At 70.3% G+C, this 13,428-nt stretch carries 9 protein-coding genes; 5 read left to right on the forward strand and 4 right to left on the reverse strand.

Annotation, left to right across the window (positions count from 1 at the left end; genetic code table 11):
* A partial coding sequence (locus tag IT184_00005; protein MCC7007176.1) for a carboxypeptidase regulatory-like domain-containing protein occupies window positions 1-648 on the reverse strand: 648 nt, incomplete at its 3' end.
* A 509-nt stretch (window positions 649-1,157) separates the two neighbouring features.
* Here IT184_00005 and IT184_00010 point away from each other — a divergent pair.
* The 4 genes from IT184_00010 (at window position 1,158) to IT184_00025 (ending at window position 5,645) form a co-directional block, all read left to right on the forward strand.
* A complete protein-coding gene (locus IT184_00010; protein MCC7007177.1) occupies window positions 1,158-2,504 on the forward strand; it encodes a VWA domain-containing protein in 1,347 nt (448 codons plus the stop codon).
* A 134-nt stretch (window positions 2,505-2,638) separates the two neighbouring features.
* Entirely contained in the window at window positions 2,639-4,081 is a 1,443-nt protein-coding gene (locus tag IT184_00015; protein MCC7007178.1) for a sensor histidine kinase, read from the forward strand.
* Window positions 4,082-4,085: 4 nt separating this feature from the next.
* On the forward strand, window positions 4,086-4,739 hold the full coding sequence (locus tag IT184_00020) for a response regulator transcription factor (GenBank protein MCC7007179.1): 654 nt from the start codon (window positions 4,086-4,088) through the stop codon (window positions 4,737-4,739).
* 150 nt (window positions 4,740-4,889) lie between these two features.
* Window positions 4,890-5,645 (forward strand): 3-oxoacyl-ACP reductase FabG, encoded by a 756-nt coding sequence (locus IT184_00025; protein MCC7007180.1) that lies wholly within the window; start codon window positions 4,890-4,892, stop codon window positions 5,643-5,645.
* A gap of 60 nt (window positions 5,646-5,705) precedes the next feature.
* On the opposite strand, the gene IT184_00030 is transcribed toward IT184_00025, so the two are convergent.
* Window positions 5,706-7,004 carry an amidohydrolase gene (locus IT184_00030; GenBank protein MCC7007181.1) on the reverse strand — a complete coding sequence of 433 codons (1,299 nt, stop codon included), beginning with the start codon at window positions 7,002-7,004 and terminating at the stop codon, window positions 5,706-5,708.
* A 120-nt stretch (window positions 7,005-7,124) separates the two neighbouring features.
* On the opposite strand from IT184_00030, the gene IT184_00035 reads away from it, so the two are divergent.
* On the forward strand, window positions 7,125-7,562 hold the full coding sequence (locus IT184_00035; protein MCC7007182.1) for a DMT family transporter: 438 nt from the start codon (window positions 7,125-7,127) through the stop codon (window positions 7,560-7,562).
* Between the two features lie 40 nt (window positions 7,563-7,602).
* On the opposite strand, the gene IT184_00040 is transcribed toward IT184_00035, so the two are convergent.
* On the reverse strand, window positions 7,603-10,935 hold the full coding sequence (locus tag IT184_00040; protein MCC7007183.1) for an N-6 DNA methylase: 3,333 nt from the start codon (window positions 10,933-10,935) through the stop codon (window positions 7,603-7,605).
* Window positions 10,932-13,385 (reverse strand): DEAD/DEAH box helicase family protein, encoded by a 2,454-nt coding sequence (locus tag IT184_00045; protein ID MCC7007184.1) that lies wholly within the window; start codon window positions 13,383-13,385, stop codon window positions 10,932-10,934. Before IT184_00045 ends, IT184_00040 begins: the two co-directional genes overlap by 4 nt.
* Window positions 13,386-13,428 lie beyond the last annotated feature (43 nt).

Here is a 13,428-nt window from a genome sequence, read left to right on the forward strand (position 1 = left end):
GTCGATGTTCGGCGTGATGTGCGTCGTGCCGTTGCCGCCTTCCTCGCCGACCGGCACGCCGTCAATCGTCGTGTTCTTGTTCAGCGAGTTGCCGCCGTTGATGCTCAGGTAGCGGCCGGAGTCCCACGCTGCGTAGTCGCGGCTCGCCTTGGAGTCGATGACGCCCGGCAGGATCTTCATCATGCCGAAGATGTCGCGCCCCTTGACCTGCACCGAGACGAGCGTGTCGCCCGTGATGTTCTTGGTGAGCTGGCTCGTCGCCGTCTGCACCGGCGTCACTTCCGCCGTGATGGTCACCGATTCCGAGACGCCGCCGGCCGACATGGCCAGCTTGCCGAGGTCGCGGATTTCGTTCGCGAGCAGGTTGAACTCCGCGATCGTCAGCGGGCGGAATCCATCCATCTCCACCTTCACCGTGTAGCGGCCAGGCGGCAGGGCGGGAATACGGAACACGCCCTGGTCGTTCGTCACACCCGTGCGGACCACGTTGGTCTGCGCTTGGGTGGCAGTCACGGTTGCACCCGGGACGACGCCGACGTTGTCGGCGACCGTGCCGGTCAGTGTGGCACTCCCGGTCTGCGCGGACGCGATGCCCGTGCCGACGACGAGGAGCAATGCGGAAACGCAGGCCCAGACCCGCGCTCCCATCCTCAACCTTCCATCCATTTGCGGCTCCTTCTCCGGTGGTTTCCCACCGCAGAGTGAAACGATCAGCCCCCAGCTAATCCGGTACTGGCCTTAGATTGGCGACAGATCGCGGCCACTCTAGCACCGAAACGCCAGTATGCAAAGGCCACAGAAGACAGTAGGACATCTTGAGATGCTCGGGGGCATCAGCCGGGGGCCTCGACGGTAGCGCCAGGCAGCAGATCACGGGCACGGTTGGCCAGAATTGCCGCAGAAAACCGGCGGGCCGCGTGCGGATTGACAGCCAGGTGCACGCGCGGCTATGGTCGACCCGAACCGCGGGCAGTCCGGACCGCCGCCGCTCCCCCAACGGCAGGCGCCCGTGACGGCGCGCGAGGAGCCGTCCGAGCCTCACGAATTCCGGCTCGAGCGGGTCCGCGTCGCGCTACACTGTTCTGGGTTCGCTTTCCTCACCCTCTGGATTCATTGGTTCGAGGTGGACGCCGCCGCGTCTGCCGGGAGTCTGGTCCATGCCCGTCATGGTGCCGCCACGCGTCTCTACATCGCGCCGGGTTGCCGCCCGGCATCTCGTTCCGTTTCTGACGATCGCGCTCGGCTTGGTGGCCGTGGCCGCGCCGCAGGACACCGTCTTCCGGTCGGCCGTCGATCTCATCGCGGTGGACGTGCAGGTCGTCGATCGCGACGGCATCCCCGTGGGAGAGATCGGCCCGGAGTCGTTCACCGTCTCGATCAACGGCGCGCCCAGGCGCGTCATCTCCGCGCAATTCGTCCGCCAGGCGGAGTCGAGCACCGTCGGCCTGAAGGGCGCGAAGGCTATGCCGCGCGCGGCGGTCGACGTGGCGCCCGTCTCGGAAACGGGCCGCACCTTCATCCTCGCGGTGGACAACAGCAGCTTCGCACCGGGCACCACGGGGCCGGCGATGGAAGCCGCACAGCACTTCATCGACGCGCTGGATCCGCACGACAAGATCGGGCTCTACGTCTATCCCTCCGGGCCGCGGCTCGAGCCGACGACCGAGCGCGCCAGGATCCGCTCGGACCTGGCCCGGGTGACGGGCGAGAAGTGGATGCCGCACAGCCGGTTCAACCTCGCGCCCTCCGAGGTCATCGACATGACGGCGGCGCTCGGGATGGGGATCCAGACCCGCCAGAACGTCATTGCGCTCGACGGCACCATCCCGGGTGCACCGGGGTCGGGTCAGCAGAGCACGCTCATCCCGCCGGACTGGGACACCGTCGTCCGCGTCATGCGCCGGGAATGCCCCGGCCAGGCCGACTGCGCGTCGAACATCCTCAACGACGTGGCGTCGCTCGCGCCGCACCTCGAGAACCAGGCGGCGACGAGCCTCAACGGCCTGGGCGCGCTCTTGCGCGGCCTTGCCGAGATGCCAGGACGCAAGGCGGTGGTGCTCGTGAGCGCCGGCGTGCTCGTCAGCGACCGCAAGGATGGTCGTCCTGACGTCGGCGACATGTCGCGCGTGCTGGGGCAGATCGCCGCCATGGCCAACGCGACCGTGTATTCCGTCCAGGTGGAGAGCGCGAGCTCGATGTCGATCGCGTCGACGCGCCTGGCGACGTCGGCCAACAACCGCGACCGGTTGCTCTACGGCAACTGGCTCGACGAGTTCTCGGCCGCGGCGGGCGGCACGCGAATCTACGTCCCGGTCGGCGCGGGCGGGTTCGCGTTCGACCGCGTGCTCCGCGAGACGTCCGCCCACTACCTCTTGGGCGTCCAGCCCGAGGAATCCGACCGCGACGGCCGCCCCCGCCAGTTGAAGGTGAAGGTCGCGCGTCCCGGCGTGAACGTCCAGAGCCGGCAGTGGGTGGTGATCCCGGCGAAGAACCGGGCCGACTGACCGCAGCGCCGCTCAGGGGCCGGCCGTCCGGCCGCTCCTGGTATCCCCCGCGACGGCAAGACGGTAAGGGCTGAAGAAGGGGACTCCCACTCCGATGTCGTATGGAGTAGGATTCACGCCACCGGATCACCCCGATGACCGTTGTTGGCGGCCCGTCCACTGCTGCCCGAGACGCGGGCACACCTCTCTGGCGACGACGCCCGACCATCCTGTCGGTGCTCGTCGTTGCCATGATGTTGACGCTGGGCGGCTGGCTCTTCACCGGCTACTCGTTCCTCCAGCGGGTCCGTTTCCTCGAAGGCGAAGCCGAGGCCGTCACCGCCAGGTACGCGGCGGCAGAGGCCCTGCTGACCGACGTCCGGCATGATCTCGACCGCGCCGCCATCACGCTTCGCGACGCGCTGATCGATACGCGCCCGGGCCTTCAGCACTACCGCACCCAGGTCGATGCCGCGCTCGAGACGGCCGACGGGCGGCTCGCGGCGTACGAGCCGGTCCTTGGCTCGAACGCCGAGCGCGAGCACATCGGCCGGCTGCGCACCGGCATCCAGCAACTGCGGCGCGCCAACCATGACTTCCTGGCGATCGACGCCGGACAGTGGGGCTCGACGACGGCCGCCGAGCTGCTCGATCGGGTGACGCCGAAGCGCGACGCCGCGATCCGCGTCTCCAACGATCTCCAGCGCCTCAATCGCGACGCCTATCTCGCGCACCAGGCCGAGATGGCGCGTCTGCACGGCGCGATGCAGCAGCGCTCCTGGCAGGCGCTCGTGTTCGGCGCGCTCGTCGGCATCGTCATCGGCCTCGTCGCGACGGTGCGCGTCGGCCGCCTCGAGCGCCAGCTCCGCGCGCGGCAGCAGCAGGACGCGGCGACCGCCGCCGCGCTCCAGGATCTGTCGGCGCGGCTCGTCAACGCGCAGGAAGAGGAGCGCCAGCACATCGCCCGCGAGCTTCACGACGGCGTCGGTCAACTGCTGACCGCGCTGAAGCTCGAGTTGGGGCAGGCGGAGCGCCGCGGCGCGGGTGCCGTCTCGCTCGGCGACGCGCGCGCCCTCGCTGAGGAGGCGCTCACCGCGGTCCGCGACGTGTCGCACCTGCTCCATCCGCCGGAGCTCGACCAGCTCGGCCTGATCGACGCCATTCGCGCGTACGTACAGGCGATCGCGCGGCGCCAGGAGATCGCGATCGAGTTCACCTCTCTGCCCTTGGGACAGCGGCTTCTGCCGCCGACCGAGCTGGCGGTCTATCGCATCGTGCAGGAAGCCGTGACGAACGTCCTGCGTCACGCGTCCGCCACTCGCTGCGGCGTGTCGCTCTCGCCATCGGGAGAGAACGCCGTGCTCACGGTCTCCGACGATGGCGTGGGGTTCCAGCCGGATGCTGGTCCGGACGGCCCGCGCTCGGGTCTCGGCCTCACGGGCATCCGCGAGCGCGTAATCCAGGCGGGCGGCGTGTTCACCGTCAAGAGCGCTCCCGGCTGCGGCACGATGTTGATCGCGGAGCTCCCGCTTCCCGGCGCTCAGCCCGACGCTACGGTCGGGAGCGCGCCCGTGCTCGCTCCCGTTCAGACCGGCTAGCCGTATGTCGAAGAAGCTCAAGATCCTCATTGGCGACGATCACACGCTGGTGCGCCAGGGCATCAGGAAGATCCTCGAGGAACGACAGGAGTGGTCGGTCGTTGGAGAAGCGCGCGACGGGCGCGAGGCCGTGCGGATGGCCGTCGACCTGCAGCCGGACGTGGCCATCGTCGACGTCTCGATGCCCGAGATGAACGGCATCGACGCGGCCGCGCAGATCACCCGCAAGGCTCCCGGCACGAACGTGCTGATGCTCAGCATGCACGCCGACGAAGGGTCGATCATCCGCGCGCTCCGCGCGGGCGCGCGCGGCTACCTCGTGAAGGACTCCGCCGACACCGATCTCATCCGGGCCGTGCTGGCCGTGTCGGCCGGCGAGTCGTTCTTCAGCCCCGCGGTGGCGAGCATCATGCTCGACGACTACGTGCGGCACCTCGCCGAGAAGGGGGCCGGTGACCGCTACGAGGCGCTGTCGGAGCGTGAGCGCGAGATCTTCCAGCTCGTGGCCGAAGGCAAGAGCAACAAACGCATCGCGGAGCTGCTCTGCATCAGCCCGACCACGGTCGAGACCCATCGCTCGCACATCCTGCAGAAGCTCGATCTCCACAGCACGGCGGAGCTGGTGTTGTACGCCGTGCGGCGAGGCGTGATCTCCTGATCGCGCCGCGTCGCCGGGCCCACGGCTGGCCGGCCGCCGCAGCCGGCCGAGGCTCAGGCGGGCTATAGTTTCCAGCAGCCGTGCGACAGCACGCGAGGAGGGGCCGGCGGCTCACCGTGGAGCCGGCCCGCTTTTGACGCAGGAGGGGTCGTGAAACTCAAGGGCAAAGTGGCGCTGGTGACAGGAGCCAGCCGCGGGATCGGCCGTGGCATCGCCGAGGTGTTCGCCGAGGAAGGCGCCGACGTGGCAGTGAACTACTTCGCGACGCCGGGCGGCGCGGAGGACGTCGCCAGTTACGTCCGGAGCAAGGGGCGTCGCGCGATGACGGTCAAGGCCGACGTCGCCAATCGCCAGCAGGCCGAAGCGATGTTCGAGGCCGTGACGAAGGAGTTCGGCCACATCGACATCCTCGTCAACAACGCGGGCATCGAGACGATCACGCCGTTCCTCGAGCTGACCGACGATCAGTGGACGCGGCTCGTGGACATCAACCTCCGCGCGTGCTGGCTGAACGCCCAGATCTTCTGCCGCCGCAACATCGCGGCGGGCCGGCCCGGCAACATCGTCCACATCGGATCGGTGCAGGCGCACAAGTCGCTGCCCGGGCGGACGCACTACGCGCCCACGAAGCTCGGCCTCGAGGCGCTCACGCGCAACATGTCCCTCGAGGTGGCGGCGCACGGGATCCGGGTGAACTGCGTGCATCCGGGGTTGATCGAGACCGACATGACCGACTGGGTGATGAAGTCGGCCGAGATCCTGCCGCAGGTGCTCGCGCAGATCTCGCTCGCCCGCGCCGGCCAGCCCCGCGAAGTGGCGACGGTCGTGGCCTTCTTCGCCTCCGACGAGTCTCAGTACGTCACCGGCCAGTCGCTGCTGGTGGACGGCGGCTTCGCCGGCAAGTAGCCCCTCGGCGGCCTGCGGCGCCGGGCCCTCGCACGACGTGCGGGCGGTTCGGCGCCGCGGCTACCTCGCGTGCATGCCGAGGTAATCGAGCGCCAGGCTGGCCATCGCGCGGACGCCGGTCGGCAGCGCGCCCTCGTCCACGAAGAAGAGCGGCGAGTGATTCTCGGCGACGCTGGCCGCAGCGGCGCCCGGCCGGTTCACACCCAGGTAGAAGAACAAGCCCGGCACCTTCTGCTGGAACTTCGCGAAGTCCTCGGCGAGCGTCCGCGGCTTGGCCGTGAAGAAGCGGTTGCCCGAGACGCGGCGGAGCGTGGGTGTCATCAGATCCGTGAGCGCCGCGTCGTTGTAGAGCACCGGCGCGGTGTTGATCTCGAGCTCGACCTCGGCGCGGGCGCCCGCGCTCTCCGCGACCAGTTCGGCGGTGCGCTTGACTCGTGCGTGGATGTCGCGCTGCACGTTCGGATCGAGCGCGCGGATGGTGCCTTCCATCTCGACGGTGTCGGGGATGATGTTGAACCGCACGCCGCCCGTGATCCTGCCGATCGTCACGACGGCCGGCGCCTCCGTGAGATCGATCTGCCGGCTCACGATCGTCTGCAGCGCCGTGACGATCTGCGCGCTGACGGTGATCGGATCGACGCCGCCCCACGGCGCCGCGCCGTGCGTCTGCTTGCCGTGGACGACGATGCGCACGCGGTCGGAGCTGGCCATCAGGCCGCCGGCTCGCGACCAGAGCGTGCCCTGTTCCAGCGGCATCACGTGCAGGCCGAAGATCGCATCGACCGGCGGCTCGTCGAGCACGCCCTCGGCGACCATGTCGCCCGCGCCGCCGGTCTCCCCGGCGGGCGGCCCTTCCTCCGCCGGCTGGAAGATGAACTTCACCGTGCCGGGCAGCCGATCTTTCATCGACGTGAGCACTTCGGCGACGCCCATCAGCATCGCCACGTGCGCGTCATGACCGCACGCGTGCATCACGCCGACGGTCTGTCCGTTGTACGTCGCCGTCTCGACGGACTTGAACGGCAGGTCGCCGACTTCGGCGACCGGCAGCGCGTCCATGTCGGCGCGCAGCGCGACCACCTTGCCCGGCCGCCCGCCCCGGAGAATCCCGACGACGCCCGTCTTCGCCACGCCCGTGCGAACGTCCAGGCCCAGCGCGCGCAGGTGAGCGGCCACGAGGCCGGCCGTCCTCACCTCGCGGTTCGACAGCTCCGGATGCTGATGGATGTCGCGACGCCACGCGATCACCTTGGGCATCACCGCCTGGATTCTGGCGTCGATCTCCGCGGACTGCTCCTGCGCCGGCGTGCTGCCGGACGCGACGACGACCAGGGCGAGCACTACGCCACTCCATCTCATGTCGAACCTCGCTGTCGTGGGACGCTCACACGGCGGTCCCGCTGCGTCGCACCGTGCTCAGTGTAGTATTCGTCTGCCGAACGGGTGCCTGCCGCCCATTGTTGGCCCAAGGAGTCGACGATGAAATTGCAGTTCTACGCAATGACGCTGTTTCTGGGAGTGGTGTTGACGGTGCATCTGGCCATGAACGGCATGGTCGGCGCCGCTATCGGCAATCCGCGAGTCGCGAACGCGTTGTTCTGGTGCATCGGCGCGGTCACCGCGGTCGTCGTCGGGATCACGGGCTGGAAGCCCGGAGCGTTGAGCGGTCTCGGCCAGGTCAACCCGCTCCTCTTGACGGCCGGCGTGGCGGGCGCGCTGCTCGTCTTCGCAATCGCCAAGACCGTGCCGGAAGTCGGCGCCGGTCCGTTCTTCGTGCTGCTGCTCGCCGGCCAGGTGCTGTCGGCGATGGTCATCTCCCACTTCGGCTGGTTCGGATCGCCCGTGCAGACCATCTCGCCGATGCACGCCGTCGGCGCCGTCGTGATGGTGGTCGGCGTGTACCTCACCACGAAATAGGATCGCGCTGAGAATCTGCAGTCGTCCTGGCTGCAGATTCTCAGCGCCGGTCGTCCGCGTCGAACAGCACGGCCGCGCGGTGCCGATCCTCGACCGGCACCAGCGGAAACCCTTCCAGCACCACCGCGAATTCCTCCCTCGCCACGCCGTACATCCGGGCCACCTGCGCCTGAATCGCCGCGTTCAGCCGCGGATCGCTGGTCCTCCGCCGCCGGCGGGCGAGCCGCGCGATCCGCCGGTACCGCCGATCTCGGCCATCCGGCACCGGCAGATGTTCGACGAGTGACGTCGTCAGATGGCTGCCCATCAGCATCCGAACAATCGCGTTGATGACGTACGAGTTGAACACGGCGCAGAGGAAGTGCAGCGCTTCGTCCGAGAGCGCCGTGCGAAGACAGAAGAGCGTGTGCGTGGTGACGACGTCGGCGGGCACGATCGCGGCGATGAGCGACTGGCGGTTGCCGTGTCCGGAGACGTCGCGGTACGCGAGCCGCTGCCGCTCGAACCGGCCGTCCGGCATCAGCGTCAGGGCCGCGTCGCGGCCGATGCGCGTCGTGGACTCCGTCTCGCGCGTGCGGAACGGCTCGATGTGCTTGCCCTCGATCACGGGCAGGCCGGCCGGGCCGAATGCCTGACGGTCCTCGGTGGCGTTCAGCTCCCGGCCGAAGCGGCCGTTCCAGGCACCACCGCCGAACGGCGGGAACTGCGCGGCGAGCCGATCCGCCATCGCGAGCTCGGCGCGCCGCTGCACGAACGGAATCCGGAGGGAAGCGCCGCCGACGCGCGCCACCTGCACCGCGGACAGCCGCACGTCGTCGTCGCGTGACGGCTCGCCGGATCGGTCGCGGGCGAGGAGCTGATCGATCTGTCCGGGCGTGCGGAGGCCGAAGCTCGCGCGGACGTCGGTGGTGGCGCCGCCGACGCTCGCGGTCAGGGCGAGGAAGCGCACGCCTCGATGGATCGGGAACAGCCCTTGTCCGTTGTCGAATCCGACGAGCGTCCGGATTCGGCAATTGCGGAACAGGCGCTGACGCAGCCGCGCAGAGCCGTCGTCCACCGCGACGCCCCACGGAAGGATCAGGCCGACGTGGCCACCCGGCCGGCAGAGCCCGAGCGCGCGCTCCAGGAACGGCTGGTACAGGTTGAGGTGCCCGCCCGCGCTGTCTGCGTAGATGCCGGAATCGCGGATGAACCGCAGGAGATGGCGCGTGTGTTCGTGCGTTCGGCGCTCGCGGTCCTCTGCCGGATCACGGCGCAGCATTTCCCATGGCGGATTGCCGAGCACGGCATCGAACCCCGCACCGGCACGCGCGGCGCCGGGCTGGTCCGAAAAGACGTCGCTGAACTCGAGCGGCCAATGAAAGAACGCGTGCATCTTCGCGGCCGCGGAGGCCTGGGCGAGACGGCGCGCGACACGTTCCTGCGGCAGCGTTCGATCGCCGTTGAGCGCAGCGGCGAGGACCGCGCGAACTTCGGCGGGCGACGGCACACCGTCGCCGTCGTCGGGCCAGAACCACTGCGCGCACCAGAGATCGGCCGCGCGACGCCATGGATGCAGCGACGAGCACTCGCCGTTGAGCGCTGTCCAGAGCCGCTCCTTCGCGCGAACGTCGGCGACGCCGTCGTCGGACCGCGTCCGGAGCACGGCGAGCGTGGCGAGCGCGTCCCGCGTGGCCAGATCGAAGTCGTGCTGGTCGAAGAGCGGCAGGACGGGTGCCGCCGAGCGGCGCCGGTTGGGGAACCTGGAGAGGTCGCCGGGCGACGCGCCGACCAGGCTGTTGCCGACCCGCAGCCGGTGATCGAGGAAGCCGAGCGGCTTGCCGCGCGTGAGCGTGGTCAGCCACAGCGACAGGCGCGCGAGCTGCACGGCGACCGGGTTGACGTCCACGCCCGCGAGGCAGCGTTCCGCGACCAGACGCCGGATGCCGGCGCGCTCGTCTTCGTCGAGATCGACGGGCGAGGCCCGCCCCTCGTCGAGCAGGGCACGCTCGTACGCGGCGGCGAGGTACCGGCACGCACAGACCAGGAAGGCCCCGCTGCCCATGGCCGGATCGACGATCCGCAGTGTGAGGATCTCGTCGGCGCGGCGGCCGGCGACGAGCGGTGCCAGCGTGCGCGCGACGAGGAATTCCGTGAGGGCCTGCGGCGTGTAGAACGTGCCGGTCCGTTTGCGCGCATCGCTGTGCCGCCGAGCCGCGCGCTCGCGGCGCGCCGTCGAGGACGGTCGGCCATCAGCCAGCTCATCGGGCGCGAAGTCGAGCACGCGTTCGTACACCGAGCCGAGCTCTTCGACCCCGAGATCGCCGAAGCTGAGCTCCTCCCTCCCGTTCGCCGTCTGGCGCGTCCCGAGCGACAGCAGCGCAGCGCGGATCGCGGCATCTCGCCGCGCGGAGGCCGCATTCGGACGAGCCGGATGCCGGCGTTCGAGCGCCGGTGCGGACGATCGCCGGAACAGCTCGCCGTTGAACGGCGGAAGGATCAGGCTCGCGGTTCGACAGCCTCGACGCGAAAGCCGCGTCGCCGCCGCGAGCCCGTCCCACAGGCCACGGGCATCCTCGCGCAGCGCCTCGCGGCAGAGTCCCGTCATCGAGTAGCTCTGCGCGTACAGCGGGTGGTCCACCGGCACGAGGTCGCGGGACTCGACGAACTTCAGGAAGAGCACACGATAAACGAGCGTGAGGGCCTGCGCGACGCGCTCGTCGGCGCGCCGGCCTTCGAGGACGCCGCCCATCGCCTGCAGCGCGCGGACGACGCCTCGCCGCAGATCGCCGCGGACGCGGTCCTGTCGCCGCATCGCCTCGGCGAGCAAGCCGTCGATTGGCGCGGGCGCCTGGCCATCCGGTGCGTCGAAGCTGGCCGCTCCGGCCAGCAGCCGGAACACCGGGGCTGCACTGCCCGGCAGCGCTTCAGAAAGGTCGAACTCGACGCTGCGGCGCACGACGTGGCCGCGCGTATCGACGAGCGAGAGGAACGGCGGCGCCAGCACGAAGCACCAGCGCGAGCCGGCGGCTTCCGCTGTCAGCCAGACGTCCCGCCAGGCCGTCGACGGCCGGGTCGCCCACGGCAGCACCATCAACCCGACGGTACGGCCGCCGCGGGTGCGCAGCATCGCCTGCGCGCGGTGGCGTTCGAACCGCGCATCGTGCGCGCTGAAGCCGAGAATGCCGAAGAGCGGCATCGCGGCGACGTCGAACAGCAGGCGGAGTGCCGACGCCGGGCTACACCTGGCGGTGACTCGCGGCCACCATCGTCGCAAGTGGGCGCCAGCGGCATCAGCGGGACGATTCGACTGGAGCGCGCACGCACGCGCCGCGACGTCACGCAGGAACCATTCAGGGAAGAGCGTGCTGGAGATGCCCGGAAGCGACGTCACCGGATCGGTCTCAGCACGAGCTCGATCCGTGCCGCCGCCACGCCGAGAGCAAGGGCCCGCCGCAGCAGATCCAGACGTGCGGCGACGTCGGCCTGCTGCGCGTGCTGCCGGCGGCGGTCGTCCTCGAATGCGCGTTCGCCGGCGCGATCGAAGAGGCTCAGCGCGAAGGGCGCGTGCGTGCGCGCCCGGGCGGACTCGGCGGCGATCGCGAGCTCGGTGCCCACCTCGCGTGCGGCGACTTCGCGCGTGAGGCGCTCGAGCCTTCGTATTCGCGCCCGCACGCGGCGTGCGTACAGGGGCATCAGATCGACACCCGACCGGAGCAGAAGATCCGGGGGGGTCGAGTTGTCGCCGTCGAACCTCAACGGCACGAGCAGTTGTTCGACCTCCGCGCCGGTATCGTCGAGGAGCGAGACCGACACGAGAAGCAGCGCGTTCCGGTGATCCGACGGACGCGAGGCGATCCACGGCCTGCCGATGATCGGCTGCGGCGCGCGCCAGTGCGCCATCAGCACGCGGCGCCGCGAGAGCACGCGGCTCACCGCGCGCGCCGCTCGCATCCACCGGAGGCCGCTGTCGCGAAGGGCGTCCGGCGGCGACGGGTGGAGCGGCTCGCCTGCGATCAGGGCGGCGGCCACGGCCGCTTCGCTGGGCGGGATCGCACGCGCCAGCGCCTGGTCGCCCAGCGACCGGCGTGCCGTCAGAACCCGCCGGAGCACGTGCGAGAGCAGCCGTTCCTCCGCGGGATGGCGTGCGAGCAGCAGCGTCAGATGTACGCGTCGCCGCTGGCCGATCCGTTCGACGCGGCCGATGCGCTGCTCGAGCTTCAGCGGATTCCACGGCAGGTCGACGCTCACGACCCAGCGCGCCGCGTGCTGCAGGTTGAGGCCTTGCCCGGCGACGTCGGTCGCGAGCAGCACCGTGGCTCGGCCCGAGACGAAGCGGGCGAGCGCCTCGGCGTGTTCCGCGGGAGATTGGCCGCCGTGCATTGCCGCGAGGACGCGGCATCCGGAGAGCTGCCTCTCCAGCGCTTCGAGCGAATGACGGAACTCGGTGAAGATGACGACCGGCTCGCGCGTTCGCGAGAGCAACCGCCGTACGTGCGACACCCGGCTGTCGACGGCGACGAGCGCGAGCCGTCGCAGCCGCTCGAGCCACCGACGCTCGTGGTCTCGCGGCAGCCCGCTGTCGGCCTCGAGCGCGTGCTCGTCCTCGCCGACGTCATCGGCTGAAAACGGCAGCGGCGCCTGGCGCCAGGGGTCGAGCGCGTCAGTGCCCGCGCGGTCGAGGATCGCCAGGCGGCGCGCGAGCGTCGCTGCCAGCGCGCTCATCGTCGACAACGCGCGCTTCCGAAACACCGACAGCAGGAGAATCGCGGCGTGGCCCGATGGCTCGGCGCGGCGCAGCACCTGGGCTTCGAACGCCAGCAACGCGTCGAGCACGCGCCTGTGCGTCGGCGTGAGCGCCAACCGCCGCCAGCACGTCCGCCGGCCGAGGTCGAGGCCGGCGTCCTGCTGTGTGCGCCGGAATACGAGCAGATCGTCCTTCTCGGACGGCAATCGGCCCAGGCACGTCAGCCGATCGAAGCGCGCCTCGTCGCCCGAGTGTGGCGTGGCGGTGAGGAGCACGAGCCGGCGGGCGCGCCGGCCCATGGCGTCGCACGCCTCGTGGCGATCCGTATCGCCGCAGACGTCGTGCGCTTCGTCGACCACGACGAGGTCCCATGGCCGCTCGGGAATCGTGGCCAGCACGTGCGCCTGCTTGAGGTAGTCGATCGAGACGAGCCAGATGCCCGGCCGCATCCACGGCGACTCCCGGAGGGCGCCCGCTCGCGCGTGCCCGGCGAGCGACTGGCGATCGATGCTGGCCGTGCCGAGGCGGAATCGACGGCCGAGCTCGTCCGCCCATTGGGCCTGGAGCGTCTTCGGCACGACGAGCAGCACGCGGGCGCCGCCGTCACGTCGCACCAGTTCCGCGACCAGCATCGCCGCCTGGATGGTCTTGCCCAGACCGACATCGTCGGCGACGAGCAGTCGTCGCCAGCCGGCCAGCGACGCCAGCGCCGGAGCGATCTGATACGGAAGCAGGCCGATCCTCGCGTCGAGCAGCGCGACCGGCAGGCGGAAGGACGATCGGCGCGCGACGAGCCAGGCGCAGCGGGCACACGCGCGTCGGAGGCGCACGCGTTTCGCCCGCCGGCGCGGGTCGGGCGCCTGTGCCCGGTCGAATGGCAGGAGAAACGCGCGGCGTTCATGACGGCCGGCCACGTCGACGCGGATGATGCCGCGTTCGAGGCTGATCTGCTCGACGATCCATCGTTGCTGACGGATCCACAGGATGGCACCAGGGCGAAGCCCGGGGCCCGCCAGGCAGGATTCGCGATCCGGATCGCCGGCCGGCGCTGCAGAATCTGCGACGTCGGGCTGAGAAGTCTCTCGAGAATCGAGCACGGGGCAACGCGGAGCAAGCGGGATGCCACGCGGCCGGCAGACA

It is taken from the genome of Acidobacteriota bacterium (assembly GCA_020853395.1).
GTDB lineage: Bacteria > Acidobacteriota > Vicinamibacteria > Vicinamibacterales > SCN-69-37 > JADYYY01.

Bases quoted from the DNA above. Each gene is read 5' to 3' on its own strand.
- IT184_00035 (MCC7007182.1), top strand. From the start codon at position 7,125: ATGAAATTGCAGTTCTACGCAATGACGCTGTTTCTGGGAGTGGTGTTG.
- IT184_00030 (MCC7007181.1), bottom strand. From the start codon at position 7,004: ATGAGATGGAGTGGCGTAGTGCTCGCCCTGGTCGTCGTCGCGTCCGGC.
- IT184_00020 (MCC7007179.1), top strand. From the start codon at position 4,086: ATGTCGAAGAAGCTCAAGATCCTCATTGGCGACGATCACACGCTGGTG.
- IT184_00010 (MCC7007177.1), top strand. From the start codon at position 1,158: ATGCCCGTCATGGTGCCGCCACGCGTCTCTACATCGCGCCGGGTTGCC.
- IT184_00015 (MCC7007178.1), top strand. From the start codon at position 2,639: ATGACCGTTGTTGGCGGCCCGTCCACTGCTGCCCGAGACGCGGGCACA.